This window comes from Streptomyces sp. NPDC057253, assembly GCF_042669125.1.
In the GTDB taxonomy this organism is placed as follows: Bacteria; Actinomycetota; Actinomycetes; order Streptomycetales; family Streptomycetaceae; genus Streptomyces.
Genome location: NZ_JBHUXV010000037.1, coordinates 11,892 through 38,322, shown reverse-complemented (window position 1 = coordinate 38,322; position 26,431 = coordinate 11,892). Strand labels below are relative to the sequence as shown.

At 69.7% G+C, this 26,431-nt stretch carries 24 protein-coding genes and 1 tRNA gene; 2 read left to right on the top strand and 23 right to left on the bottom strand.

What is annotated here, in order from left to right:
* Nucleotides 1–76: 76 nt before the first annotated feature.
* The 15 genes from glyA to ACFULQ_RS21350 form a co-directional block, all read right to left on the bottom strand.
* On the bottom strand, nucleotides 77–1,318 hold the full coding sequence (gene glyA / locus ACFULQ_RS21420; RefSeq protein ID WP_383546241.1) for a serine hydroxymethyltransferase: 1,242 nt from the start codon (nucleotides 1,316–1,318) through the stop codon (nucleotides 77–79).
* A 206-nt stretch (nucleotides 1,319–1,524) separates the two neighbouring features.
* On the bottom strand, nucleotides 1,525–2,196 hold the full coding sequence (locus ACFULQ_RS21415) for a protein-tyrosine-phosphatase (RefSeq protein ID WP_383546240.1): 672 nt from the start codon (nucleotides 2,194–2,196) through the stop codon (nucleotides 1,525–1,527).
* The gene (locus ACFULQ_RS21410) at nucleotides 2,193–2,840 is read right to left on the bottom strand and encodes an L-threonylcarbamoyladenylate synthase (RefSeq protein WP_069765550.1); all 648 of its coding nucleotides are present in this window, start codon (nucleotides 2,838–2,840) and stop codon (nucleotides 2,193–2,195) included. Before ACFULQ_RS21410 ends, ACFULQ_RS21415 begins: the two co-directional genes overlap by 4 nt.
* 52 nt (nucleotides 2,841–2,892) lie before the next feature.
* Nucleotides 2,893–3,738, bottom strand: coding sequence for a peptide chain release factor N(5)-glutamine methyltransferase (gene prmC / locus ACFULQ_RS21405; protein WP_356589158.1), 846 nt, complete (start codon nucleotides 3,736–3,738; stop codon nucleotides 2,893–2,895).
* Between the two features lie 255 nt (nucleotides 3,739–3,993).
* On the bottom strand, nucleotides 3,994–5,070 hold the full coding sequence (prfA, locus tag ACFULQ_RS21400; RefSeq protein WP_383546237.1) for a peptide chain release factor 1: 1,077 nt from the start codon (nucleotides 5,068–5,070) through the stop codon (nucleotides 3,994–3,996).
* 103 nt (nucleotides 5,071–5,173) lie between these two features.
* Nucleotides 5,174–5,392, bottom strand: coding sequence for a 50S ribosomal protein L31 (rpmE, locus tag ACFULQ_RS21395; RefSeq protein ID WP_007384712.1), 219 nt, complete (start codon nucleotides 5,390–5,392; stop codon nucleotides 5,174–5,176).
* Between the two features lie 150 nt (nucleotides 5,393–5,542).
* Nucleotides 5,543–6,649, bottom strand: a complete 1,107-nt coding sequence (locus ACFULQ_RS21390; RefSeq protein ID WP_383546234.1) for an LCP family protein — start codon at nucleotides 6,647–6,649, stop codon at nucleotides 5,543–5,545.
* A 207-nt stretch (nucleotides 6,650–6,856) separates the two neighbouring features.
* Nucleotides 6,857–8,662 (bottom strand): trypsin-like serine protease, encoded by a 1,806-nt coding sequence (locus ACFULQ_RS21385; protein ID WP_383546297.1) that lies wholly within the window; start codon nucleotides 8,660–8,662, stop codon nucleotides 6,857–6,859.
* A gap of 141 nt (nucleotides 8,663–8,803) precedes the next feature.
* Nucleotides 8,804–10,825 carry a transcription termination factor Rho gene (rho, locus tag ACFULQ_RS21380; RefSeq protein ID WP_383546233.1) on the bottom strand — a complete coding sequence of 674 codons (2,022 nt, stop codon included), beginning with the start codon at nucleotides 10,823–10,825 and terminating at the stop codon, nucleotides 8,804–8,806.
* A gap of 408 nt (nucleotides 10,826–11,233) precedes the next feature.
* Nucleotides 11,234–12,163 carry a homoserine kinase gene (thrB, locus tag ACFULQ_RS21375; RefSeq protein ID WP_383546231.1) on the bottom strand — a complete coding sequence of 310 codons (930 nt, stop codon included), beginning with the start codon at nucleotides 12,161–12,163 and terminating at the stop codon, nucleotides 11,234–11,236.
* 247 nt (nucleotides 12,164–12,410) lie between these two features.
* Nucleotides 12,411–13,469 (bottom strand): threonine synthase, encoded by a 1,059-nt coding sequence (gene thrC, locus ACFULQ_RS21370; RefSeq protein WP_383546229.1) that lies wholly within the window; start codon nucleotides 13,467–13,469, stop codon nucleotides 12,411–12,413.
* A 6-nt stretch (nucleotides 13,470–13,475) separates the two neighbouring features.
* Nucleotides 13,476–14,768: a homoserine dehydrogenase gene (locus ACFULQ_RS21365; RefSeq protein WP_383546227.1), complete on the bottom strand. Its 1,293-nt coding sequence runs from the start codon at nucleotides 14,766–14,768 to the stop codon at nucleotides 13,476–13,478.
* Between the two features lie 144 nt (nucleotides 14,769–14,912).
* The gene (gene lysA / locus ACFULQ_RS21360) at nucleotides 14,913–16,304 is read right to left on the bottom strand and encodes a diaminopimelate decarboxylase (RefSeq protein ID WP_383546225.1); all 1,392 of its coding nucleotides are present in this window, start codon (nucleotides 16,302–16,304) and stop codon (nucleotides 14,913–14,915) included.
* A gap of 12 nt (nucleotides 16,305–16,316) precedes the next feature.
* Nucleotides 16,317–17,447 carry an ArgS-related anticodon-binding protein NrtL gene (nrtL, locus tag ACFULQ_RS21355; RefSeq protein ID WP_383546223.1) on the bottom strand — a complete coding sequence of 377 codons (1,131 nt, stop codon included), beginning with the start codon at nucleotides 17,445–17,447 and terminating at the stop codon, nucleotides 16,317–16,319.
* 166 nt (nucleotides 17,448–17,613) lie between these two features.
* A complete protein-coding gene (locus ACFULQ_RS21350; protein WP_383546222.1) occupies nucleotides 17,614–18,108 on the bottom strand; it encodes a response regulator in 495 nt (164 codons plus the stop codon).
* 118 nt (nucleotides 18,109–18,226) lie between these two features.
* Between ACFULQ_RS21350 and ACFULQ_RS21345 the strand changes: the two genes are divergently transcribed.
* Nucleotides 18,227–18,298: transfer RNA gene (locus tag ACFULQ_RS21345), tRNA-Arg, on the top strand.
* A 296-nt stretch (nucleotides 18,299–18,594) separates the two neighbouring features.
* Nucleotides 18,595–20,730, top strand: a complete 2,136-nt coding sequence (locus ACFULQ_RS21340) for a hypothetical protein (protein ID WP_383546220.1) — start codon at nucleotides 18,595–18,597, stop codon at nucleotides 20,728–20,730.
* Between the two features lie 74 nt (nucleotides 20,731–20,804).
* Here ACFULQ_RS21340 and ACFULQ_RS21335 read toward each other — a convergent pair whose 3' ends face one another.
* From ACFULQ_RS21335 to ACFULQ_RS21300, 8 genes are all read right to left on the bottom strand, one after another.
* A complete protein-coding gene (locus ACFULQ_RS21335; RefSeq protein ID WP_383546219.1) occupies nucleotides 20,805–22,202 on the bottom strand; it encodes a tyrosine-type recombinase/integrase in 1,398 nt (465 codons plus the stop codon).
* Nucleotides 22,199–22,411, bottom strand: coding sequence for a helix-turn-helix domain-containing protein (locus ACFULQ_RS21330; RefSeq protein ID WP_329267328.1), 213 nt, complete (start codon nucleotides 22,409–22,411; stop codon nucleotides 22,199–22,201). The genes ACFULQ_RS21335 and ACFULQ_RS21330 overlap by 4 nt, the downstream gene beginning before the upstream one ends.
* A complete protein-coding gene (locus ACFULQ_RS21325) occupies nucleotides 22,401–23,771 on the bottom strand; it encodes a replication initiator (RefSeq protein WP_383546217.1) in 1,371 nt (456 codons plus the stop codon). Before ACFULQ_RS21325 ends, ACFULQ_RS21330 begins: the two co-directional genes overlap by 11 nt.
* Nucleotides 23,768–24,028, bottom strand: a complete 261-nt coding sequence (locus tag ACFULQ_RS21320) for a hypothetical protein (protein WP_383546216.1) — start codon at nucleotides 24,026–24,028, stop codon at nucleotides 23,768–23,770. The genes ACFULQ_RS21325 and ACFULQ_RS21320 overlap by 4 nt, the downstream gene beginning before the upstream one ends.
* A 104-nt stretch (nucleotides 24,029–24,132) precedes the next feature.
* Complete coding sequence (locus ACFULQ_RS21315; protein WP_383546215.1) at nucleotides 24,133–24,423, bottom strand: hypothetical protein; 291 nt, start codon at nucleotides 24,421–24,423, stop codon at nucleotides 24,133–24,135.
* A gap of 32 nt (nucleotides 24,424–24,455) precedes the next feature.
* Nucleotides 24,456–24,650 (bottom strand): hypothetical protein, encoded by a 195-nt coding sequence (locus ACFULQ_RS21310; protein WP_351561360.1) that lies wholly within the window; start codon nucleotides 24,648–24,650, stop codon nucleotides 24,456–24,458.
* A gap of 12 nt (nucleotides 24,651–24,662) precedes the next feature.
* Complete coding sequence (locus ACFULQ_RS21305; RefSeq protein ID WP_383546213.1) at nucleotides 24,663–25,985, bottom strand: FtsK/SpoIIIE domain-containing protein; 1,323 nt, start codon at nucleotides 25,983–25,985, stop codon at nucleotides 24,663–24,665.
* A complete protein-coding gene (locus tag ACFULQ_RS21300) occupies nucleotides 25,985–26,332 on the bottom strand; it encodes a hypothetical protein (protein WP_383546211.1) in 348 nt (115 codons plus the stop codon). Before ACFULQ_RS21300 ends, ACFULQ_RS21305 begins: the two co-directional genes overlap by 1 nt.
* Nucleotides 26,333–26,431 lie beyond the last annotated feature (99 nt).

Sequence of the window (26,431 nt, the reverse complement as noted above, 5' to 3'; positions counted from 1 at the left end):
CGCATATGGTTGTGGACTTCCGGGTAGCGAAGATGGTTGCACGTGTGGCTGTGCACGCAGGTGCGAATACCCCCGCTCAGCCGGGATACGGCGGAAATCCGTCGACCAGGTCCCGGACTTCTTCACGAGCCGTGGCGCTCTCGGTCCTCCCGCGCACCACCCCCGCGAGCAGGGCGGCGATCCTCGCCATCTCCTTCTCGCCCATGCCCTGGGTGGTGACGGCGGCCGTGCCGAGCCGCAGTCCGCGGCTGTCGGCGTGAGGTAGCGCACAGCAGTCGAGCACCATGCCCGCGGCCGCCAGCCGTCCCCGGGCGGTCCGTCCGTCGACGCCGAGGGGCGCCGGATCGGCCGTCACGAGATGGGTGTCGGTCCCGCCCGTGGTGACCACGAACCCCTCACCCGCGAGCCCGGCCGCCAGCACGCGCGCGTTGGCGACCACCTGATGGGTGTACGCGGCGAACGCCGGTGTTGCCGCCTCGCCGAACGCGACCGCCTTCGCGGCGATGGTGTGCATCTGCGCGCCGCCCTGCGTGAACGGGAAGACGGCCCGGTCGACCCGCTCGGCCAGCTCGCTCCCGCACAGGAGCATCCCGCCGCGGGGCCCGCGCAGCACCTTGTGGGTGGTGGCGCAGACGATGTCGGCGTACGGCACCGGACTGGGCGCCGCTCCCCCGGCGACGAGCCCGATGGGGTGGGCGGCGTCGGCGATGAGATACGCGCCCACCTCGTCGGCGACCGCGCGGAAGAAGGCGTAGTCGATGTGCCGGGGGTAGGCGATGGAACCGCAGACGATCGCCTTGGGGCGGTGGCTCAGGGCGAGCGTGCGCACCTGCTCGTGGTCGATGATCCCGGTCTCCGCGTCGACGCCGTAGGGGACGAAGTCGAACCAGCGGCCCGAGAAGTTGGCGGGCGAGCCGTGGGTGAGGTGGCCGCCGTAGGGCAGGCCCAGGGCGAGGACGGTGTCGCCGGGGCGCAGCAGGGCCGCGTAGGCGGCGAGGACCGCCGAAGAGCCGGAATGGGCCTGGACGTTGGCGTGTTCGGCGCCGAACAGGGACTTGGCCCGCTCGACCGCGAGCCGCTCGGCGACGTCGACGATCTCGCAGCCGCCGTGGTGCCGGGCGCCGGGGTAGCCCTCGGCGTACTTGTTGGCCAGCGGCGAGCCGAGCGCGGCCAGCACGGCGGGCGAGCAGAAGTTCTCGGCCGCGATCAACTGGAGCGTCGACGACTGCCGGTCGAGCTCCCCGAGCAGGATCTCGGCCAGCTCGGGGTCCTGCCGCGCGAGGACGTCGGCGGTGCGGGGCGCATGGGTGACCGACATGGTGGACTCCGGGGCGTCGACGATGACGTACACCCCAATGTAGGCCCGGGGGCAGGTGAGACGCGCGGTCGTTGGTACTCACGGGTGCGCACAGCTCCCCGGAGGGCGCGGGACTGTGCCGATGTGCGGCTCCGCCGGGTACGCGTGACCAGCCACGACGCGCCCGCACGCCGCGCGGCGGTGGATCGTGGCACGTCAGTCGGCGCTCAAGCCCTCGCCCGCACCCCCGTCAGCGCGGTCACCACCGGGTCCAGGGCCTCGTTTATCTCGTCGCCGATCGAGCGGAAGAAGGTCAGGGGGGCGCCGTAGGGGTCGAAGACCTCGTCGGCCTCGGCGGTGGGGGCCAGGAGCCACCCGCGTAGAGCCGCCGCCGCGCGGACCAGGGCGCGTGCGCGGATCACCAGGCCCTCCTCCAGGGGCGGCAGGGTCGCCGGGTCGATCGCCTTCACCAGGCGGGTGAACTCCTTCAGCGTGAAGGTGCGCAGGCCCGCCGAGTGGCCCATCGAGATGACCTGCTGGCGGTGGTCGCGGGTGGCGGTCAGGACCAGGTCGGCCATGATGACGTGCTCGTCGAGGAGCTCACGCCCGGTGAAGCCGGAGGCGTCCGCGCCGAACTCGGCCAGCACCGCCTCCGCGTTGGCCTCCATGGGCGCGCCCTCGTGCCCCCAGGTCCCCGCGCTCTCCACGATCAGCCCGCCCCACAGCGGGTCGCCGAGCCGGTCCGCCAGGGCATGCCGGGTCAGCCGCTCGGTGATCGGCGAGCGGCACACGTTGCCGGTGCTGACGTGGAGGATGCGGAAGCTGTCCCGCGGGAGCCCCGTGAAGGTCCGCGTCTCTTCCCCGTCCCATATGCCACGCCCCGCGTCAGGGGCCGTCAATTCGCCACCTCGAGGTCGGGTACGACCTTCCTGAGCTCGTCCGCGGAGATCGCGCCCGCGCGCAGCAGCAGGGGCACCTCACGGGTGACGTCGACGATCGAGGACGGGACGTTGCCCGGGGTCGGGCCGCCGTCGAGGTAGACGGAGACCGAGTCGCCGAGCATCTCCTGCGCGGCGTCGCAGTCCTCGGGCGCCGGGTGACCGGTCAGGTTGGCGGAGGAGACCGCCATGGGGCCGACCTCGGTCAGCAGCTCGATGGCGACCGGGTGCAGGGGCATGCGCACGGCAACCGTGCCCCGGGTGTCGCCCAGGTCCCACTGGAGGGACGGCTGGTGCTTGGCGACGAGCGTGAGCGCGCCCGGCCAGAAGGCGTCGACCAGCTCCCAGGCCAGCTCGGAGAAGTCCGTGACGAGGCCGTGGAGGGTGTTCGGGGAGCCGATCAGCACGGGGGTGGGCATGTTGCGGCCCCGGCCCTTGGCCTCCAGGAGGTCGGAGACGGCCTCGGAGGAGAACGCGTCGGCGCCGATGCCGTACACCGTGTCGGTCGGGAGGACCACGAGCTCGCCACGGCGGACGGCGGACGCGGCTTCGCGCAGACCGGTCGTGCGGTCGGTCGCGTCGTTGGTGTCGTATCGCCGTGCCATATCTAGCGGGCCTCCTCGTACACGTACTGCTTCGAAGTCTTCGGGAAGTGGCTCACGGCATCGCCTTGCGGGCCGTCGCGAACCGGGGGCGGTTGTTGAGGTCCGGGTGGTCGGCCGCGTCGGCCCAGCCCCGCTCCTCGGTGAAGATCCACGGCACCTGGCCGCCCTGGGTGTCGGCGTGCTCGATGACGACGACACCGCCGGGGCGCAGGAGCCGGTGTGCGGTGCGTTCCAGCCCGCGGATGAGGTCGAGGCCGTCCTCGCCGGAGAACAGGGCGAGTTCGGGGTCGTAGTCCCGCGCCTCGGGGGCGACGTACTCCCACTCGGTGAGCGGGATGTAGGGCGGGTTGGAGATGACCAGGTCGACATGGCCGTCGAGGTCCGGGAAGGCGTCCAGGGCGTTGCCCTGGCGCAGGTCGACCCTGGACCCCTCGACGTTCTTACGGGTCCACCGGAGGGCTTCCTCGGACAGCTCCACGGCGTGCACGCGGGAGCGCGGGACCTCCTGGGCGAGGGCGAGCGCGATGGCGCCGGAGCCGGTGCACAGGTCGACGATGCACGGCTCGACGACGTCCATCGCGCGCACGGCGTCTATGGCCCAGCCGACCACGGACTCGGTCTCGGGCCGGGGCACGAACACCCCGGGGCCCACCTGGAGTTCGAGGTAGCGGAAGTAGGCGAGGCCGGTGATGTGCTGGAGCGGCTCGCGCTGTTCCCGGCGCGCGATGGTCTCCCAGTAGCGGGCGTCGAAGTCCGCGTCCTTCACGGAGTGCAGCTCGCCCCGCTTCACGCCGTGCACGAACGCGGCGAGCTCCTCCGCGTCGTTGCGCGGCGAGGGCACGCCGGCGTCGGCCAGCCGCTGGGTGGCCTGAGCCACCTCTGCGAGCAGCAGGTTCACGCAAGTCCTCCGTGTCGTACTCGGTCGTGCGTAGGTACCTTAAGGGGACGCCCGACGGGACGCGCCGCGGTCGCCGGCCCTGGCACGCGGCACCGGAGCGGACGCCCCCCGCCCCGTCGCCGCGGGCCGCCGGCACTTCGCGCCGCGGCTGATTGTCTCAGCCTCCCCGGCCTTGCGGCCGCGCGCACCGGGCCCCGTCGGCTCGGCCGGCCGGGCGCCGGGTCCTCCCTCGGGCCGGACCATCGGGCAACCCCCTTACGCGGCCGCCAGCTTCGCTGCCGAGTCCGCGTCGACGCAGGCCTGGATCACCGCGTCGAGGTCGCCGTCCAGGACCTGGTCCAGGTTGTACGCCTTGAAGCCGACGCGGTGGTCCGAGATGCGGTTCTCCGGGAAGTTGTACGTGCGGATCTTCTCGGAGCGGTCGACGGTGCGGACCTGGCTGCGCCGGGCGTCGGCGGCCTCCCGCTCCGCCTCCTCCTGCGCCGCCGCGAGCAGCCTGGAGCGCAGGATACGCAAGGCCTGCTCCTTGTTCTGCAGCTGGCTCTTCTCGTTCTGGCAGGAGGCGACGACTCCGGTGGGAATGTGCGTGATGCGCACGGCGGAGTCGGTCGTGTTGACGGACTGCCCGCCGGGCCCGGAGGAGCGGTAGACGTCGATGCGGAGGTCGTTGGGGTTGATCTCGACGTCGACCTCCTCGGCCTCGGGGGTCACGAGGACACCGGCCGCGGAGGTGTGGATGCGGCCCTGCGACTCGGTCGCCGGCACCCGCTGCACGCGGTGCACCCCGCCCTCGTACTTCAGACGGGCCCACACACCCTGGCCGGGCTCGGTCGCGCCCTGGCCGCCCTTGGTCTTCACGGCGACCTGGACGTCCTTGTAGCCGCCGAGCTCGGACTCGGTGGCGTCGATGATCTCGGTCTTCCAGCCGACGCGCTCGGCGTAGCGCAGGTACATGCGCAGCAGGTCGCCCGCGAACAGCGCGGACTCGTCACCGCCGGCACCGGCCTTGATCTCGAGGATGACGTCCTTGTCGTCGGACGGGTCCCGGGGCACGAGCAGCAGCCGGAGCTTCTCCGTCAGCTCCTCGCGGGTGCGCTCCAGCTCCTTGACCTCGGCCGCGAAGTCGGGGTCGTCGGCGGCGAGTTCCTTAGCCGTGTCGATGTCGTCGCCGGTCTGCTTCCAGGAGCGGTACGTGGCGACGATCGGGGTGAGCTCGGCGTAGCGCTTGTTCAGCTTGCGCGCGTTGGCCTGGTCGGCGAAGACCGACGGGTCGGCGAGCTTCTTCTCCAGGTCGGCGTGCTCACCGAGGAGTTCCTCGACGGCCTCGAACATCTCTGGCTCCTGTACTGCGGATGAAAAGGGGAAGGCGTGCGACCAAAAACGCCGGTCCCGGCGCACTCCGAGGAGTGCGGCGTGGACCGGCGCTGGTGGCTCGCTACTTCTTGGCAGCAGCCTTGCCGAAGCGGGCCTCGAAGCGGGCCACACGGCCACCGGTGTCGAGGATCTTCTGCTTGCCCGTGTAGAACGGGTGGCACTCGGAGCAGACCTCGGCACGGATGGTGCCGCTGGAGATCGTGCTGCGGGTGGTGAACGACGCGCCACAGGTGCAGCTGACCTGCGTCTCGACGTACTCGGGGTGGATGTCGCGCTTCAAGGTGTCTCCTAGTTTCGGGAGGGCACCGGGTCGCCACCGCGGGCTGCGGGAGCGTGAACCGGGGCCGACGTACCAGTCTGCCAGGACTGGCCGCATCCCCCAAAACGAGGGGTCACGGCGATCTATTCCCAGCACCCGGCGAGTGGGCTCCTACGACGTGACGACACCCTTGGCCTGGCCCGTCGCGTTGCCTTCCGTGGCCGACCTCGGGATCGCCCGGTCGTTCTCCAGGGCCGTCCAGATCTGCTTGGCCTTGGTCTCCTGGACGAGGACGCGGTTCGGGTTGGCCGGGTCGTACTGGACCGGCATGGTGACCATGGTCATGTTCCCCGGGCCGATGCCCTTGAGGCCGCTCGCGAAGGAGACCAGGGAGTTGACCGAGCCGAGGTCGGAGTCGGTGGTGACGGCCTTGGTGGCGGTGTTCGCGAGGTCGTACAGCCTCTTGGGGTTGCTCAGGAGGCCGACGCCCTTGATCTGCTTGACCAGGGCCTTGATGAAGGCCTGCTGGAGCTGGATGCGGCCGAGGTCGGAGCCGTCGCCCACGCCGTGCCGGGTGCGGACGAGGCCGAGGGCCTGGGCGCCGGTGAGCTCGTGGGTGCCGGCCTTGAGGTTCAGATGGCTGTCGGGGTCCTTAATGGGCTTGGTCGTGGTGACCGTGACCCCGCCGAGTTCGTCGACCAGCTTCTCGAAGCCGCTGAAGTCGACCTCCAGGTAGTGGTCCATGCGGATGCCGGTCATGGACTCGACCGTCTTGACCGCGCAGGCCGCGCCACCGGTGGTATAGGCCGAGTTGAACATGACGCCCTTGGCCGGTTCGTGCGTCCCGCCCTCGGTGTCGGTGCACTCGGGGCGGTCGATCAGGGTGTCGCGCGGTATCGAGACCACGCTGGCCTTCTTGTGGCCCTTGTAGACGTGCACGACCATCGCGGTGTCGGAGCGGGCGCTGCCGTCGTCGGTGCCGCCGCCGAGCTTCTTGTTGGAGCCGGAGCGGGTGTCCGAACCGAGGACGAGGATGTTCTCGGAGCCGTTGTCGACCTTCGTGGGCCGGGCGCTGCCGAGGACCTGGTCGATGTCGACGCTCTTGATGTTGCCGTTGAGCTTGAAGTACAGGTAGCCGGCGCCGGTGCCGCCCAGCACGACGATCCCCGCGGCGACCCAGGCCGTGATCAGCAGCCCTTTGTGCTTCTTGCTGCGGGGTTTGCGGCGACGTCCCTTGCCGCCCGGCGTCCCGGGTGTCGGCGTGCTCTCGGCTGACATGTGCTCCTCGCATCTCGTCCGGTCGGTTACCCCCTGCTTTCAGGGTCAGACGTGGTCACCAGAAGACCCGTACCGCACCATCGTCGCTCCGCCTGGTCAGACGGCGAAACTCGAGAAAGGGTTGCACAACGCCCTGTGACCACCACGCGCAGCGGCGGTCACAGGGCGTCACCAGAACCTCAGAGTGAGCCTTGCTCACCAGCGGTTTCAGCCAAAGATGTCGTACTGCTGGAAACCGGTACCAACGGTGACCCTTGTGGCAAAGATCTCGCTGGTGGCCTTGCCGGTGCCCTTGTAGAGGTAGAGCGTGCCGCCGGCGGTGCGGGCGACGAGGTCGGCCCTGCCGTCGCCGGTGATGTCACCGACGGCGTCGAAGGCGTTGTAGCCGCTCCAGTTGCTGCGCACCTTGACCCGGGCCGCGAAGACGCCGGTGCCGGACTTGCCGGTGCCCTTGTACAGGTAGAGGTCGCCGGTGCTCTTGTTGCGGGCCAGCAGGTCCGCCTTGCCGTCGCCGGTGAAGTCGCCGTGGCCCAGCAGCTGGTTGTACTGGCTCCAGCCGCCGCCGACCCTGACCCGGGCGGCGAAGCTGCCGTCGCCCTTGCCGGGGTAGATCCACAGGACGCCCGCGGAGTCGACGGAGAGCAGGTCGGGCTTGTAGTCGCCGGTGACATCGCCGGGGGTGACGATCCGGGTGCGGGTCCGCCAGTCGGTGAAGACCTTCTTCGGGTCGGCCCAGGCGCCGCCGGTGTCCGACGGGACGAACCGCAGCCAGTACACGTCACCGGTGGCCGAGACGCGGTACAGGAGGTCCTGGTAGCCGTCCCGGTTCAGGTCGGTCTGCCGGACCAGGTTCACGCCGTTCCAGTCGCCCCAGGACTGCGGGGCGGCGAGGGTGGTGCCCTTGGAGTCCAGCTCGTAGCCGACCTTGGTGGAGGACTTGCGCACCCACAGGTCGGCCTTGTGGTCGAAGCTCAGGTTGGTGTCGTCGATGCGCGGGTAGGCCGCGCCGACGTACTTGCTGACCTTGGTGAAGACGCTGTAGGCACCCTTGGCCACGCAGTCGGTCACGTTCCAGGAGACCACGCCGACGATCCGGCCGTTCACGACGAGCGGGCCGCCGGAGTCGCCGCTGCAGATGGCGGTCGTACCGGAGTCGCTGCCGCTGGCGGGCGGGCCCGCGCAGGTCATGTGCCCCTTGATGAACCAGGAGCCGTAGGCCGCGGCGCAGGTCGCGTCCGACTTGATGGGCAGCGTGGCCGTCTTCAGCGTCTGGGAGACGTTGTCGTTGGTGGAGCTGGTACGGCCCCAGCCGTAGACCTTGGCGGTCTTGGCGCCGGTGGTGGCGGGGTCGTAGGAGCCGGTGTCGGTCGACGTCGTCATGCGGATCGGGGTGGCCTTGACGGGGGCCGCCAGGGTCAGGACCGCGATGTCGTTGTCGATGGTGTCCTCGTTGTACGACGGGTGGTACCACTGGCGCAGCACGCCCGTGGCCGTACCGCCGTGCACGTCCCCGTCCTCGGAGAGCAGCTGGGTGGCCCCGGTGATCACGACACCGCCCTTGGCCCAGTTCGCGCCCTTGACGCAGTGCGCGGCGGTGAGGATCTTCGTCGGCGCGATGACGGTACCGCCGCAGAAGAAGCCGGTGTCGTCGCTGGTGTCCGTGGTGCCCTGGTCGTCGACGTACCAGAGCTGGGCCATCCAGGGCGCCGAGGAGATCGTGGTCGTGGAGCCGCCGATGATCATCGGCGAGACGGTGCCGTCGACGGCCGGGCTGCTCGCCGTCGACCTCGACGGGCGGACGACCGCGCCGGAGCCGTCGTCGGCGGCCACGGCGGCCACCAGCCGCTTCTTCAGCTCGGCCTGCGAGGGCGCGGCGGAGACGGCCTTGACCGGCGGCTTCGGGGCGGGTGCCACGGTGGCGGCGTTCGCCGAGCCGGCCAGCAGCGCGGTGGCCACGGCGACGGGCAGCGCGATCCACAGCCGCCGTCTGTGCCGACCGGCACCTCCGGACATGGATATGCCCATGCAAGTCCCCCCTAGGGATCAGAAGTTCGGAAACCGCGAACGCGACCGAAGAGCGTGATCGTATCCCGCCAGGACAGACCAAAAAGGGCCGCCCCCCGAAACGGGGGACGGCCCTTTCAGAGACTTCGCTCAGTCACCGTTGCCGGGGGTGGGCGTCGTCTTCTGGATCTGCATGAGGAACTCGGCGTTCGACTTCGTCTGCTTCATCTTGTCGAGAAGCAGCTCGACCGCCTGCTGCTGGTCGAGGGCGTGCAGCACCCGGCGCAGCTTCCATACGATCGCGAGCTCGTCGGGGGCGAGCAGGATCTCTTCCTTACGGGTGCCGGACGCGTCGACGTCCACCGCGGGGAAGATCCGCTTGTCGGCGAGCTTGCGGTCGAGCTTGAGCTCGGCGTTGCCGGTGCCCTTGAACTCCTCGAAGATCACCTCGTCCATGCGGGACCCGGTGTCCACCAGCGCGGTGGCGAGGATGGTCAGCGAGCCGCCGTCCTCGATGTTGCGGGCCGCACCGAAGAAGCGCTTCGGCGGGTACAGGGCGGTCGAGTCGACACCACCGGACAGGATGCGGCCGGAGGCGGGCGCGGCGAGGTTGTACGCACGGCCCAGACGCGTGATCGAGTCGAGCAGCACGACGACGTCGTGGCCCAGCTCCACCAGACGCTTGGCGCGCTCGATGGCGAGCTCGGCGACCGTGGTGTGGTCCTCGGCCGGGCGGTCGAAGGTCGAGGAGATGACCTCGCCCTTGACCGACCGCTGCATGTCGGTGACCTCTTCCGGACGCTCGTCGACCAGGACGACCATCAGGTGGCACTCGGGGTTGTTGTGCGTGATCGCGTTGGCGATCGCCTGCATGATCATGGTCTTGCCGGTCTTCGGCGGGGCCACGATCAGACCGCGCTGGCCCTTACCGATCGGCGACACGAGGTCGATGATGCGGGTGGTGAGCACGCCCGGGTCCGTCTCCAGACGGAGGCGGTCCTGCGGGTACAGCGGGGTGAGCTTGTTGAACTCCGGGCGGCCGCGGCCGTGTTCGGGCGCCATGCCGTTGACGGAGTCCAGCCGCACCAGCGCGTTGAACTTCTCGCGCCGCTCGCCTTCCTTGGGCTGACGGACCGCGCCGGTGATGTGGTCGCCCTTGCGCAGGCCGTTCTTGCGGACCTGGGCGAGGGAGACGTACACGTCGTTCGGCCCGGGCAGGTAGCCCGACGTACGGATGAAGGCGTAGTTGTCGAGGATGTCCAGGATGCCCGCGACCGGGATCAGGACGTCGTCCTCGTTGATCTGCGGCTCGCCCGCGCCACCGATCTCGTCACGGCCGCGACGGCCACGACGGTCCCGGTAACGGCCCCGACGGCCGCGGCGGCCGCCCTCGAAGTCGTCGTCGTCCTGCGGGCCGTTGTCACGCTGCTGGCGGTCCGGACGGCCGCCCTGCTGCTGGTTCTGCTGCTGGCGCTGACCGCCCTGGCCCTGCTGGTCGTCGCTCTTGCGACGGTCACCGCGGTCCTGACGGTCCTGGCGGTCGCCGCGCTCCCCGCGGTCCCGGCCGCGGTCACGGCGGTCGCGGCGGCCACGGCCCTCGCCGTCACCCGCGTCGGCCTGCTGCTGCGCCGGTGCGGGCGTCTCGGCCTTGGGCTCGGTCTTCGCCTCGGCCACGATCGTGTCGGTGCTGCCCGCGGGGGCGCCGGCCTCGGCGGTCGCGCGGCGGCGACGGCGCTCGGCGGGAGCGTCGTCCGCCCCGCGCTCGGCGGCCGGCTGGCCGGGAATCTCGATCTGCTGCTGGGCCACGGCCTGCTCGGCGGGGGCCTCGGCCTTCGCCTCCGCCTTCTTCTCGGCGGCCTCGCCGGTACGAGCCTTGGAGGTGGCGCGGCGCTTCGGCTTGGTCTCGGCGGCGGTCTCGGCCTTGGCCGGGGCACCACCTCCCGCCTGCGCCTCCTTGATGACCTCGATCAGCTGGCTCTTGCGCATACGCGCGGTGCCCCTGATGCCGAGGCCGGATGCGACCTGCTGCAGCTCGGCCAGCACCATGCCGTCGAGGCCGGTACCGCGGCGCCGCCGGGAGCCGGCACCGGTGGCAGGCGCGGAGGCGTCCGTGGCGGGCGCGGCAGCGGTCTCCTCGACACGTGCGCCCATCAGATCGGTGGTGTCGCTCACGAAGGGTCCTTCCCTGGAGCGGACGTCGGCCTGTCTGGCTCGGCGACCGTTTGTGCTGTCCGACGTCGGTCCCATCCTTGTGGACCGAGCCGGGGCGGTGGTCCGCCTGAACGGCGGAGGAATGTGGTGACGGCGCTTCCGAGAGCCGTGGCACTGAGTGTCCGTGTCACGTGGCTTGGACGCACCGGTTCCGGAGCGTGCCCGGCAAGTCGCTCAGTGCTCGCGTACGAGGTACTGCCCATGTACGTCGTACGAAACACAGTGCGGCTTGGGAGGCTCCCGGAAGAATGTCTGTCCCGGACGGGGACGTGAAGCACCTCGCCATGGTGGGGTCGGGTGCAGACTTGAGGTTAACACTACCGGATCCAACAAACATTCCCCCTCTCGAAATCCGGCACACGCCGGATCTCACATGTCACTGGCGGCCGCGAGCGGGAGCACGCTCGCCCCCTGGTCGTCCAGTTCGAGCCGGTTGGCGGCCCAGCCCTCACCGGCCAGATGGGCCACCTTGTCGGCGCTGTCCGCGTCGACCAGCGCCAGCACGGTCGGGCCCGCTCCTGAGATGACTGCCGGGACTCCGTCGGCCCGCAGCCGCTCCACCAGTGCGGCGCTCTCCGGCATGGCGGGAGCGCGGTACTCCTGGTGGAGACGGTCCTCGGTGGCCGGCAGCAGCAGCTCGGGGCGCCGGGTGAGGGCCTCGACGAGCAGCGCGGCACGGCCCGCGTTGGCGGCGGCGTCGACGTGCGGCACGGTGCGTGGGAGCAGTCCGCGCGCGGTCTCGGTCAGGACCGGCTTCCCGGGCACGAAAACCACCGGAACGATGGAATCGTGGGGCTCCAGCCTGATCGCCCGGGCGGCGCCGCCCTCCATCCAGGCGAGCGTGAAGCCGCCCAGCAGACACGGGGCCACATTGTCCGGGTGGCCCTCGATCTCGGTGGCGAGCTCCAGCAGCGCGGTGTCGTCGAGGCGGGCCTCGCCGCCTATGGTCACGGCACGCGCGGCGACGATTCCGGCGCAGATGGCGGCCGAGGAGGAGCCGAGGCCCCGTCCGTGCGGGATGCGGTTGGCGCAGACGATCTCCAGGCCGCGCGGCTGGCCGCCCAGCAGATCGAAGGCGGTGCGCAGGGAGCGTACGAGAAGGTGGTTTTCGTCACGCGGGAGCGTCTCGCTCCCCTCCCCCGCGATGTCGATGTGCAGCCCGGAGTCGGCCACCCGGACGACGACGTCGTCGTAGAGCCCCAGCGAGAGGCCCAGGGTGTCGAAGCCCGGGCCGAGGTTGGCGCTGGTGGCGGGGACGCGCACCCGGACGGCGGCGGCGCGGAAGGCGGGACCGGCCATCTCTCGATGACTCTCCTTGAGCTGCGTGATTGTCGAAGACGTTCGATAGGTACGTGGAGACCCTCAGGCCGCGGAGACTACGCGGCTCCCTGCCATGCGTTCAGGCATATGCAGCGGGCGGGTTCGGTACAGCCTATCGAAGGAAGGTTCTGTGGCGACATAGGGCGCACAGGAGGCGCACGATGCGTGTCGTAAGCCCCCTGTGCACCCCTTACGGGGATTCCCCGGTCGAACCCGGGATTCCGCCTCAGGCCAGCCCGAGACGCTCGGCCGCCGTCGCCGCGTCGACCGGGACGGTGACCGGCTGCGGAGCGCCGGCGACGGCCCAGTCGGGGTCCTTGAGGCCGTTGCCGGTGACCGTGCACACGATCTTCTGGCCCGGGTCGACCTTGCCCTGCTCGGCGGCCTTCAGCAGACCGGCCACCGACGCGGCCGAGGCGGGCTCCACGAAGACACCCTCCTGAGCGGCCAACAGCCGGTAGGCGCGCAGGATCTCACGGTCCGTCACCTCGTCGATGAACCCGCCGGACTCCTCCTGCGCGGCCAGCGCGAACTTCCAGGAGGCCGGGTTGCCGATGCGGATGGCGGTGGCGATGGTCGAGGGGTCCTTGACGACCTCGCCGCGCACGATCGGGGCGCTGCCGGAGGCCTGGAAGCCCCACATCCGGGGCTTCTTGGCGGCCACGCCGTCGGCGGCGTACTCCGTGTAGCCCTTCCAGTACGCCGTGATGTTGCCGGCGTTGCCGACCGGGAGGACGTGGATGTCGGGCGCGTCGCCGAGCATGTCGACGATCTCGAAGGCGGCCGTCTTCTGACCCTCGATGCGCACCGGGTTGACCGAATTGACCAGCGCCACCGGGTAGTTGTCGCTCAGCGAGCGGGCGAGGGTGAGGCAGTCGTCGAAGTTCCCGTCGACCTGGAGGATCTTCGCGCCGTGCACGAGGGCCTGGCCCATCTTGCCGAGCGCGATCTTGCCCCGCGGGACGAGCACGGCACAGACCATGCCGGCGCGGACGGCGTAGGCGGCGGCGCTCGCCGAGGTGTTGCCGGTGGAGGCGCAGATGACCGCCTTCGCGCCCTCCTCCTTGGCCCGCGTGATGGCCATGGTCATGCCGCGGTCCTTGAAGGACCCCGTGGGGTTCGCGCCCTCCACCTTGAGGTGGACCTCGCACCCGGTGCGCTCGGAGAGCACCTGCGCGGGCACGAGGGGCGTGCCGCCCTCGCGGAGCGACACGACCGGCGTGGTGTCGGAGACGGGCAGCCGGTCCCGGTACTCCTCGATGATTCCGCGCCACTGGTGGGTCATTGCTGGTTACTCTCCTTCAACCCGCATGATGCTGGCGACACCCCGCACGGTGTCGAGCTTGCGCAGCGCCTCGACGGTGCCGCCGAGGGCGGCGTCCGACGCGCGGTGCGTGACGACGACGAGGGACGCCTCGCCGTCCTTCCCCTGCTGCCGAACGGTATCGATGGACACCCCGTGCTCGGCGAACACGGTGGCCACCTGGGCGAGAACACCCGGTTTGTCCGCCACGTCCAGGCTGATGTGGTAGCGCGTGACGACCTCGCCCATGCCCTCGACGGGCAGGGCGGCATACGCGGACTCGCCAGGGCCCGTGGTCCCGCTGAGGCGGTTGCGGCAGACGGCGACGAGGTCGCCGAGGACGGCGGAGGCGGTGGGGGCGCCGCCCGCGCCCGGGCCGTAGAACATGAGCTGGCCGGAGGCGTCGGACTCGACGAACACGGCGTTGTACGCGCCGCGGACGGACGCGAGCGGGTGGGTGAGCGGGATCATCGCGGGATGCACGCGCGCGGTGACGGACCGGCCGTCCTCGGCGCGCTCGCAGATGGCGAGCAGCTTGATGGTGCAGCCCATCTCCTTCGCGGAGGCGAAGTCGGCGGCGGTCACCTCGGTCATGCCCTCGCGGTAGACGTCGTCGAGACGCACCCGCGTGTGGAAGGCGATCCCGGCGAGGATGGCGGCCTTGGCGGCGGCGTCGAACCCCTCGACGTCGGCGGTCGGGTCGGCTTCCGCGTACCCGAGGGCGGTGGCCTCGTCGAGGGCCTCCTGGTAACCGGCGCCCGTGGAGTCCATCTTGTCGAGGATGAAGTTGGTCGTGCCGTTGACGATCCCCAGCACGCGGTTGACCTTGTCGCCGGCGAGGGACTCGCGCAGCGGGCGGATCAGCGGGATGGCACCGGCGACGGCGGCCTCGTAGTAGAGGTCCTTGCCGTGCTGGTCGGCGGCGGCGTGGAGAGCGGCCCCGTCCTGGGCGAGGAGGGCCTTGTTGGCGGAGACGACGGAGGCCCCGTGCTCGAAGGCGGTGGTGATGAGGGAGCGGGCGGGCTCGATGCCTCCGATGACCTCCACCACGACGTCGATGTCCCCGCGTTTGACGAGGGCGGTGGCGTCGCTGGTGACGAGTTCCTGCGGGATGCCCTCACGGACCTTGGAGGGCCGCCGTACCGCGACCCCCGCGAGCTCCACCGGGGCCCCGATCCGCGCGGCGAGGTCGTCAGCGTGCGTCGTCATGATGCGCGCCACCTCTGAGCCGACCACTCCACAGCCCAGCAGCGCCACTTTCAGCGGACGCGTACGCATCATCCGACCTCGTTTCCTCATACCGTCACGGTGGGACCAGTCTCACTCACCGGACGGGAGTTTCTGCCCCTCGTCCGGAATATGAGACATCTATTTCATTTGTACGGGGGTGGAAGACCGTAGATCTTCCTTTGCGGGTTCCCGCGCTCAGCCGACGTCGAGCCGCAGCAGGTCCTCCTCCGTCTCGCGGCGGACGATGACCCGGGACTCACCGTCGCTGACGGCGACGACCGGCGGGCGCAGGACGTGGTTGTAATTGCTGGCCATGGACCGGCAGTAGGCACCCGTCGCCGGTACGGCGACGAGGTCACCCGGTGCCAGGTCGGCCGGCAGGAACGCGTCCTTGACCACGATGTCCCCGCTCTCGCAGTGCTTGCCGACGACCCGGGAGAGCATGGGCGCGGCGTCGGAGGTCCTGGAGACCAGGGCGACGGTGTACTCGGCGTCGTAGAGCGCGGTGCGGATGTTGTCCGACATCCCGCCGTCGACGGAGACATAGGTGCGCAGCCCGTCGAGGGGCTTGATGGTGCCGACCTGGTAGAGCGTGAAGGCGGTGGGCCCGACGATGGCGCGCCCGGGCTCGACGGAGATGCGCGGGGTCCGCAGCTTGGCGGCCTCGCACTCCCTCGTCACGATCTCGGTGAGGGCCTTGGCGATCTCGTGCGGTTCGCGCGGGTCGTCGTCGGAGGTGTAGGCGATGCCGAGGCCGCCGCCGAGGTCGATCTCGGGCAGCTCGACACCGTGCTCGTCACGGACGTCCTTGAGCAGCCCGACCACGCGGTGCGCGGCGACCTCGAAGCCGGACATGTCGAAGATCTGCGACCCGATGTGGGAGTGGATCCCGATGAGTTCGAGCGAGTCGAGCTGGAGCGCCCGCCGCACCGCCTCGGCGGCCTGTCCGCCGGCCAGCGGGATGCCGAACTTCTGGTCCTCGTGGGCGGTGGCGATGAACTCGTGGGTGTGCGCCTCGACGCCGACGGTGATCCGGATCTGGACGTGCTGCCGCTTACCGAGCTCGCGCGCGATGTGGGCGACCCGGACGATCTCCTGGAAGGAGTCGAGCACGATCCGTCCGACCCCTTCGCGGATGGCCCTCTCGATCTCCTCGGTCGACTTGTTGTTGCCGTGGAAGGCAATGCGGTCGGCGGGCATGCCGGCGGACAGGGCGGTGGCGAGCTCGCCGCCGGAGCACACGTCCAGGTTGAGCCCCTCTTCGTGCAGCCAGCGCACGACGGCCCGGGAGAGGAACGCCTTGCCGGCGTAGAAAACGTCGGCGTCGGTCCCGAAAGCGCTGCGCCACGCACGCGCGCGTGCCCGGAAGTCGGCCTCGTCGACGACGTACGCGGGCGTGCCGTGCTCCTCTGCGAGGGCCTTGACGTCGATACCGCCGACGGTGACGACCCCGTGCTCGTCCCGGGTGACGGTCTGGGCCCAGACCTTGGGGTCGAGGGTGTTGAGGTCGGCGGGCGGTGCGGAGTAGTGGCCCTCGGGCAGGACGTCGGCGTGGCGGGGCCCGGCGGGGTGTGCGGAACGGCTCATCTTTGTCGTCTTTCAGAGGTGTTCGGGTGCGTCGATGCCGAGCAGGGTGAGGCCACCGGCCAGCACCGCCCCGACGGCTTCGGCAAGCGCGAGCCGGGCACGGTGGGCGGCCGAGGGTTTCTCCGCGCCGCGCGGAAGGACGGTGACGAGGAAGGGGAGCGCGGCATCGGCGACGGTGACGAGATGCCGGGCGAGCCGGTCGGGGGTGTGGTGGGCGGCGACGGTTTGGAGGATGCGGGGGTGGTCGGCGAGGGCGGCCTGGAGGGGCCGGGTGTCCGACCCATCCACCATGGGCTTTACGGCGGCCCCGGCGCCCCGCGCGCCACCGAACTCGGCACCCACCTGCCCCGGCACCCCCGTGTCCCCGGGCTCGGCGTGGAAGCCCTGGTCGGCGGCGTTGCGGCGCAGGGCCCGGGTGCGGGCGTGGGCGTAGCGAACGCGGAAGAGAGGGTTGCTCTCGCGCTGGACCAGGTGGTCGGCGGTGATGCGGGGGCGGTCGTGGGGGGCGGGGTGGAGCAGGGCCCAGCGCCCGGCGTCCGTGCCGAGGGGGACGGGGTCGGCGGGGGCCGCGGGCACGGGACGTACGTTGACGCGGAGGGGGGCGGGGGCGTCGGGAGTGCCGTACGCGTCGACGTCTGCACCGAGGACTTGGACCCACTCGGGCTCGGGCCTGCCCGCACAGCTGGTGCGGACGAGGGCGCCCTGGGAGCGCAGGACGCGGGCGAGGGCGTCCATGACGACGACGGCGCGGACCTCGTGGGGGGCGTGCAGCTGGGTGACCTGTCCGGTGGGCCGGAAGGCGTGCCCGTACCGCGGTCCGGCGTCGAGGATCTCCCGGACTAGGGCGGTGTGGCTCTCGCTCCCCTGAAGGCTGATGTTGAGGAAGCCGGGCCCGGAGACGACGACGTCGCGGATGCCGTCGCTGTGGACGAGACGCCTGCGCAGAATCTCGGCGACCCGCAGCGGGGGCTGCCCGGCGGGGCCGGCGAGCTGAAGGGCCAGGTTGGTGGCGTAGTCACCACACCCGCCGGCCCCGGGGGGCGTCACCTTTGCACTCCCCGGCACGACCACGTCCAGCTCCCCGTCGTCGACAGCACGACGGACCGCGCGCAGCACGGTACGGGAGAGCTCGACGGGGGTCACGGGACCAGCGTATGGGAGGAGGGGGGTGGGTAGGCGAGCGGAATTGGGCGGGGGTCCGGGATGTGGACGGTGGGGTGGGTGCGTGAGATCAGGGGGTGAGCAGGTGGCCCGGCACTGAGCACCCAGCAGTGTCCGCACACTGGCCGGCTGGCCGGCTGGCCTGCGCTCAGCCGCCGGCGTGACTGGCGCGCTCGGCGCGCTCGGCCTCTCCGCCCCCGAGGACGGGCCCGGCCTGACCGGCTCGCTCCATCAACTGCCGTACCAGCCGGACGAGTTCGGCGGGCTCGAAGGGCTTGGCGAGGAAGGCGTCGACGCCGACGTCGAGGCCGCTGTCGACCTCGTACTGGGTACAGGCGCTGACGATGGCGAGGGGAAGGTGGGCGGTCCGGGGGTCGGAACGCAGCTGGGCGGCGGTCCGCAGCCCGTCGAGACGGGGCATGACCACATCGAGGGTCACGACATCGGGCTGCACCTGATGAACGACATCCAGACACTCGACGCCATCGGCCGCGGTCACGACCTCGAGACCCTCCAGCTCGAGATTGACCCTGATCAACTGCCGGATGACCTTGTTGTCGTCCACAACAAGCACCCGACCCGACGCGCCTGGCACAACTCGAGAGTAGGTGCGGACCGGCCACCGCGTCCGGCTTTTCCCCACTTCCACCCCGCGCGAGGGACACGGCCCCGCGTCACCCCGCCAAACCCGTTCCTGATCACCCCGACGAAGCTGGTAGTGTTCTACCCGTCGCCGCGAGCCACCACCTCGCACCAGACACGCCCCCGTAGCTCAGGGGATAGAGCAACGGCCTCCGGAGCCGTGTGCGCAGGTTCGAATCCTGCCGGGGGCACCCTTCATACGGTGCCCAAAGACCCCGTCACCAGCGGAAACGCTGAGGCCGGGGTCTTCGCGTATGTGCAGGCGGACGCCGCCGAAAGCAGCTTCATGACAGTGATCACGTAATGGCCACGTAATGATCTTGACGGGACTTCTGGCAGGTCAGCAGACTCCCCAGACCGTAGATGAGCGACCGAGGGCGGTAGGTACACCTGAGCTGTTCGGGGTAGGGCTCCCGGCGAGGACAACGCTGAGCGTTGCCCAGACGAGCATTTGTGTCACGACGTGGCAAAGCGGCACGATGACACCGTGAGTTTCGTAGGGCAGTCAGCCCTTTTCAAGGTCACAGTGCGGCCCGCCCGAGCCGCTTACCTGATCGCTGAGGGCAGCCAGGACGGCTTCCGGCGAGCGGTGCAAGAAGCGACCTCGCGGTGGGGTGGTCAGACCGAGCCGATCATCCCCGTCCGAGAGGACGGCACCATCGCGTCGAATCATCGGCGGATCGTCGAGATCGCCCACGTTGACGGGTTGGTGAACGTCGATGTGTCAGCCAGTCATGCGAAGTCATTGGCTGCCTCGTTCACCATGCATCTCACGCCGATCGAACACATCGATGTGGGGGGCGTGACCAGGTGCACGACCCATCCCGCCGATCTGGGACTACCGGCGGCTGTCGATGGGAGCAACGGCTATGTCATTGCCCCCGAGGGCGCTCCGCTGTGGCAGGTAGCCGCCGCAGGCGACCTGACAGCCGAGGCGGAGAGAGGATTTCGCGACGCCGGGATGGCCGTCCGACGGACCCACTACGAAAACGAGATCGGTGAGTCACAGGTCTGGCGGCACACGCTACTCGGGGCCACCACGGCTTGGATGAACGAGGATTTCGCTCGGCCGGCCCCCATGGACTCGCCGACCGCCATCCTCCTCGTGTCGGAAGCGAACGATCTAGACGGCTGCGTGAGTTTCTGGAACCTGCGTGCTCTGCGCGCAGTGGGCCTCCACGGGGAATTCCCCATGTACCTGCTGCCTGTGGATATCACCAACTGGACGACTTGGCCGGGAGTTCTCAGAGGCGCCTTGCAGCGCCCTGACCAGTTTTCACCCGACGTGCTGCTTGCTTCCTCCTCCGTGGAAGTGGAGGCGATGCACGCGTTCGCTCAGCACATGGGCTTGAAGCCGTCTGCGGAGGACCAGGTCCGCCGCTCTATGACCTTCGGCAAGGAGGTGCCGAAGCGGTCAGCCCCGTTCACCTACCTAATCGGCTTCCCGATCGATTTCGTTGCGTTCGAACGCCGATATGGCATGCCAGGGTTCGTCGATGTGCCGATGATCGGGGAGAAGACCGCGCTTCGCTTCACCAGCCCAGTGCCCACCAAATTGGCCTATGGCGGACTATCCCTTGTCAGCATCTCTGATGGGCCGATAGACGCCCTGCCGAAACGCGAGCCGGTCGCGAGGCTCGTGGCGGACAGCGCTGAGTGGCACGACGGAGCCATCCAGATCCCCGACCGCATCCAGCAGAACTGGCGGATCGAGCTTCGGATTCCAACGCTCGCCGCCGCCTACGAGGCGGTATTGGGCGAGCTGACAACCTCCCACCCGCTGTCCGACAAGGGCGCGATCGGCGCGGGACTGCTGGGTGAGGCCGCGACGGGTGCCTTGGGCGAGCCAAACGTCTTCGAGGCGATTCGGCAGTTGACAACGCCTCGCGGCGAGGACATCGCGAAGAAGCTGCAGAGGCTGTTCAGCAAGGCCCAGCCGCTGACCGAGGAGCAGAGGGAGTTCGCCGAAGAGTTCGGTGGCCGAAGCGAACGAGTCTTCAAAAGCGCCGAGCGCCTTGGCTACGGGTCCTTCGAGTCTGCTCACACTGCGTTGGAGCGCCTGGCCGGGATTGGTTGGGCTGAGCGCGGTTTCCAGACCGCATGCAGCGAGTGCAAGATCAAGAGCTTCGTGCCGTTCTCCCAGGAGACCGCTCGCGGGGTTGCCCGCTGCCCTGTGTGCGGCACTTCGACGAACTACACCCGCGAGCCAGATCCTCGCGGCCTGGTCGTGCACTACCGACTCGACGGGCGCGTGGACTTCGCCAACGACAGCGGTGTGATCGCCCACCTAATGGTGATCGGAGCGCTTTCCCGTCGCTACAACCACGCTTTCCTCAAGCCAGGGGTCGATCTCTTCTTCGCCGACGGGACGCAGGGCGAAGCCGACGTACTCGGCGTCTGTGACGGCAAGCTGGTCAGCGGCGAAGTGAAAATGTCCGGCACAAGGTTCACGGAGAACCAGATCAACAAGGACATGGACATCGCCAGACGGCTGCGCTCAGACGTTTACGTGATGGCCGCCACCAGCCCTATCGATTCCGAGGCCAAACAGCGCGCCAAGGACAGCTGCGACCAACTCGGTGTTGAGCTGGTGATCCTCGAACGCGACGATCTGCTGCACTGACGTGCTCGCCTCACGCACAGAGAATGCCCCGGAGCGATCGCCGGGGCATTCGTGTGAGGGGTGCGTGGACCGCCTCACGGCCCTGTGTCGTCGTCCTCGCCCTCCTCCCCCAGACTCTTAAGGATCCGGTCGTTCATCTCTTTCTCCTGGCCGTCGATGCACTTGGCGTAGATCTTGAGAAGGACGTCCACCGAGTGGCCAGCACGAGCCGCCACCTCCGGGGCGGGAACTCCCGAGTTGAGCCACTGGGAGACGCCCGCATGCCGGAGGTCATAAGGGCGAACCGCCATGACGGAGGCGACCTGTTCGGGCGGGAAGGCCAGCATCCGGGCCTGCTTCCAAGCGCGCGAATACGACGACGCCGCCACGACGTTGCCCCGCTCGCTCGCGAACAGCCTGCCGTCCTCCGCCGTGCCGAACTCCTTGACGTGGTCCTGCAGCATCCGGACGAGCGGAGGCGGGATCGGCACGATGCGTACCTCGCCGTCCGCACGCTGCTTCAGACCCCGCCGGTCGTGCGCCTCACCTGAGTCGGTCCACGCCTTGCCGGCGGTAGGCCGGGTCTCCGCCAGGTCGATCCGGCCCCAACCCTTCTCCGGGAGTGTGCAGTCCGAGAGCCGCAGGCCCAGCGCCTCACCGGGCCGCATGGCCGCGTAGTACAGACAGCCGAAGAACGCCCGCAGGCGCCGACCACTCGCCCGCTCGTAGCCGCCCACGTACGTGAGCGCGGTCAGCAGCTCCCTTGCCTGCCGAGGGTTGACCACGACCCGACGGTCGACTTCCTGAATGGCCCGCTTCCCCTGCTTGCGTCGCACTCTGCTCATCGGGTTCGACTGCAACGCCTCCAACTCCACCGCGTACTCAAGGGCGTTGAAGACCACGGCACGGCGCCGCCGATAGGTCTGCGTAGCCGCAGGCTTACCGTCGAGCTTCCGTGTGAGCGCGTCGATCAGATCGTGCACACGGGTGATCTCCTGGAGTTCCGCAACCGGCAGCGAAGTCTTCTCGATCCACTTCACCGCCGATCCGATCTCCTCGGGCCGCTCGCGCTCCCGACGAGGCGGAGGCAACACGTAAGACCGCAGCGCCTGCCTGAGGTCAGCCGGAGCAGGTCGCCCGCGCATCTGTTTGACCAGCGCGGGAATGACCGTCGCCAAGGCGTCGGTCATGCTGTCCCGCTGCTTCGCCGAGGCCTCCGCCCACCGGGCATCGATGTACTTGAGCGCCAGCTCCAGGAACGACAAGGCCGCTTTGCCGCCCCGCAACGAGTCCGGCAGACCGGTCACGGTGTCGAACGGCTCGCCCTTGTCCGCCGCCCGAAGGAGCTTCGCGCGGAAGCGATCGGCCAGCGCCCTCGTCTTGTGTGACTCGTGGAACGGCTCGCCGTCCACGGACCAGCGGACGAGGTACGTCGGTTTCTTCGCAGAGCGGTTGATACTGAGCTTCCAGATGACGACCTTGTACGACTTCACGATGCAGCCCCCTCCGCCCGCTCCTCCAACCAGTCGTTGAGCACGTCCCGCCGAACCCGGAGCTCCCCGTTCGGGAGCCGTATGCAGGGCGGAGCGAGGCGCAGTTCCCGCCAGCGGTAGAAGGTGCGCCGCGAGATGCCGCCCAATTCGTCGAGCACCTGGCGGACGGTGAGCAGTTCGGCCGACTTCCCGCGGCTGTCACGCGCCATGGAGACCACCGCCCTCCCGCACGGAAGCGGCCAGGAGCGCCGCCGCCGGGGAGTATCCGCGACCCGCGTAACTCCAGTGGCCGACCGTGACAGTCGGACCGTCGACCAGGCCGAGGGAAGCCCGTTGCTGCTCCGCACGGTGATCGGCACGAGCCTGTCGGAGCACGGTCAGGGTCGTCGAGTAGCGGCGTGATTTGGTGGAGAAGTGCCCGCCGTACCCGAGCATGTGAGCCCAACGACGCAGCCCGAGCGGCTCGAACTCCGGCAGACCGCCGAGCCACCAGCACGTACCGATCATGCGCAGCACATGCGCACGCACCGGCAACATGACCATGTCCCGCGCGTGGTAGATCCGGCCGTCCACCGCGCCGGCGGACTCGGCTCCCTTCGTGGCGTACTTGGCGATGTAGCCCGCCACGGCCGCCGCGGAGGCAGGCCGCTCCCCCGTATTCCACCTGTATGAGGTGACCGGCCGTACGTCGACCTGCGTACCGAAGCGGAGCTCCCGCGTGCCCACGACATCCGCCCCCGGAGCGGCCAGCCGCACCCGACCAGCCACCTCCCGAACAGCGTCGATCAGCAGCGGCACGGTCGCCCATCTCGGCGGGGACGAGTCGGGCCCCTCCGGTCCGTCGAGGCGGATCACGCCATGAAAGTGGACCAACCCACGCCGCTGGTACTCGGCGACCTTCGCGTACGAGAGCCGGGCGACTTCCCCGAACTCCGTCCGCGACAACCCGGCACGCCGTGCAACCTCCCGCCGCAGCTCCAGCCCGAACCGATGCCAGAGCCGACCAGCGAACGCGTGCCAGAGGACAGCGCCCGCGTAGTCGTAGCAGCGCGGGCAGAGCGGCTCGCCGAGACGGAGATCGTCCGTCGAGTGACGCTCCAGGCATCCGGTCGGCCGACCATGGGGACACGACTCCCCCGCCCGACGGGGACGACAGGCCCGTACTCGCCCGTCGCGTTCCCGCCGCGTGTGAACCGGGCCAAAGCCAGGAGCGGTGAGCGTCACGAACACGCGCGGGTAGCCGCTCACCGCCTCCGTGACGTTCTTGCCGCCGACGAGCCCGGCGCGGATGAGTTGGTACGTGTCCGCTCTGTACAGGGCCGAGCAGGCCGGGCAGACCGTCGCGCGCCGGTTGCCACACGCGATGAGCAGGCGACCGCCGTAGACGTCCGACCCGTACGAGAGCACGGCCGCGCCCGTGGTCGTGTCGTAGACAGTCGCCGCGCCGACCAGGTGAATCGGGTTGGTGCAACCGCCGAGGCGGACGATGTTCCGCCTCCAGGCCGCGAAGTCCGCCTCAGCTGCCCTGGCGACCAGGGCAGCAGCGTTCGTCGTGAGGGTCTTGGTCATCGGCGACCAGCCCCACCGCCGAACGCATGCGCCATCACGGCCGAGATCCCCTCGGGCCGAGTCTTGGCGCTGAAGCGGAACGTCGGATCCGTGAGCCAGAGTGCCGCCGCGTGCGCGGGACACAGGCGTTGCTCGGTGTCGTCGAGCCCGATGAGGACGACCTGTTCCCGTCCGGCGCAGGTCGAGACCTCCGAGTCTCGCTGCCTGAGTTCGCAGTCGGGCAGCAGGGATTTGCGCGAATGATGCGCGCTGGTCAAAGTGTGAGTGCTCCTTTCACTGCTCATGTGGCGGATGGAGTGGGTTCCTGACGGGGTCGGGTTTGGCGACTTCGCGCCCCGTCGGGAGCCCGTCGTACGGGCGATCACTGCCGCTCCCCAGGCGGGATCTCGACCACGACGTACGCGATCGGTCCGAACTCGCGGCGAGCGTCGAAGTAGCCGCGGCCGAAATCCTCCGTCGGCACGCCGAGCGGAGTAGCGACGGACGCCACTTGCTTTCGCCGACCGGCGGAGTCGGACGCGTCGACCAGGACGGCGACGGATGCATGACGCGGCACGACGACCGCGGGGTTGACTGTCAGGAAGTCGATCAGCTCCCGCAGATCGGCCAGGAACGCGGCACGGTCACCGGAGCGGATGACGTAGTCGGACACGGGATGTACCTCTCTCGGGGCAATGGGCCATCTCAGAAGCGGAGTTGGCCGAGGAAGCCGTTCAGGCCGTCGAGGAAGGCCTGAGCGAACGGCGCGGCCACCGTCTTGGAGAGCAGGAAGCCGAAGGCCCCGCAGAGCAGCGCGTCGACCCACCGCAGGTAGCGGATGCGCAGGAGGAACCAGATCAACAGGCCCAGCAGCAGGACGGCGGACATGGACACGAGCACGGCAGGCCCCTTTCACGGCGCTTCGACGTGCAGTTCGGACAGGACGGGAGTCAGGTGCGCGTACTCGGCGGCCACGGCTTCCGCATCTGCCTCCGTGATCAGGTGCGAACGGGCCCGCTCCCAGCCGTCACCAGAGGCGAGGACGGCCGTACCCGCCTGTTCCGGGGTGATGGCCTGAGCCGCCTTGAGCGCGTCGGGATTGAGATCACCGAGCGCCATTTCTGCCGTGCCGGGGTCGGCCACGCGATGGCACACCCGGCCGCCGAGCTGTGCCCGTAGTGCGGTGACGCCGGGCCCCAGGTCCGAGCCGACGCGTTGGCCGGCGACGACGAGGAACACCCCGAGGGCCGCGCCGAGTTGAGCCAGTCGGATCAGCGCCGTGCCGGCCGCCTGAGCTTCGTCCTTCTCGTTCCGGCTCGCGACGAGGAACAGTTCCGCGAGCTCATCGACGATCACGACGACGGGAACCGGACGTTCTTTGTCCGGCAGACCCCAGATGTTGCGGACCCGAGCCGCCCGGCAGACGGTCATGCGGTCGAGGGTCAGGTCTACTAGCGCGGCCAGCAGTCGGACGGCCTGTTCACGGTTGGTCGCGAGAGCGGACAATCGCGGTTCGTAGAGGGACAGTTCCATGCCGCCCTTGCAGTCGATCCCGACGAGGGCGACGGGCTGCGGAGCCAGCCCCGCGACGAGGGCGTTGATCAGCGTCGACTTCCCGGACCGGGTGGCCCCCACGATCAGCCAGTGCGGCACCCGCCGCAGGTCGAGCACCCACGCGGCCCCGGTCTCAAGCGCGCCCACGGTCACCCGAAGCAGATGGCCAGGGCCCCGCTGCTTCGGTATCCGAGGAGCGGCCAACGGGTCAGCAGCCGACGCGACGATCCGTACGACTCCCGGCTTCCAGGAGGTCACCCGTACCGCGTGAACCTGCCAGTCCTCCGCCATGGCGGGCGCAGCCTTGACGAAGTCCTCGGGCACCTGGCCGGGTAGCAGCCGGACCAGCAGCACGAACCCGCCGGAGGTCGGGCGTATGAGCCCGCGACGCGGTACGCGCGGCTGGGGCGGAGGCGCCCCGTTGCCGACGAGCCCGGCCACGACAGTCAGTGCTGGCCGCCGACTCACGGCGAGCCCGCATCCGGCCATCAGGGGCCGCCAGGTCTGCATGACCCGGAAGGCGGCGACCGGGAAGCCGACTAACAGCCACCAGGCGACGGGGTAACGGCGGCGCAGGGCCGGGCCCGCGAGAAGCAGGCCCAACACCAGCACTGCGGCCACCACCAGAACCCAACTCGGCCCGGGCGAACCGGCCGACGCGGTGGAGGAGGCCAGGTTCATCACTGTGCAGCCCCCTTACCCGCCGGCGCGGGAGCGTTGAGGGGCCGGATCTCCGCGGCACGGAACGCGATCCCGTGCCGCCCCTCGTTCTCCCACGGCGTGGCGACCAGGTCCCGCACGGCCACCGGCATGCCGAGCTGCACACCGCTCGGTTCACCAGCCACGCTCACGTTCACGACGTCCGCCGACGACCCGGCCATCAGGCAGAGCCCGACTTGATACATGGTCTTGCCGGTCTCGCGGTCAACACGGAGCTGACCAGTCTCACGGTTGGCGACCCGCGGAGCCGGGGGAACGGCGCAGATGATCCCCGTGTACTTCGCGGTGTCGATCGGAAGGCTTGCCACTTCTTGGATCTCCTCTTCTCTGGCACCCGAAGGCCGATCCTGCGGGTTGCTAGACCACCCGTAGTACGGGTGACGCAGACAAGAGTGCAACCCGTAGTA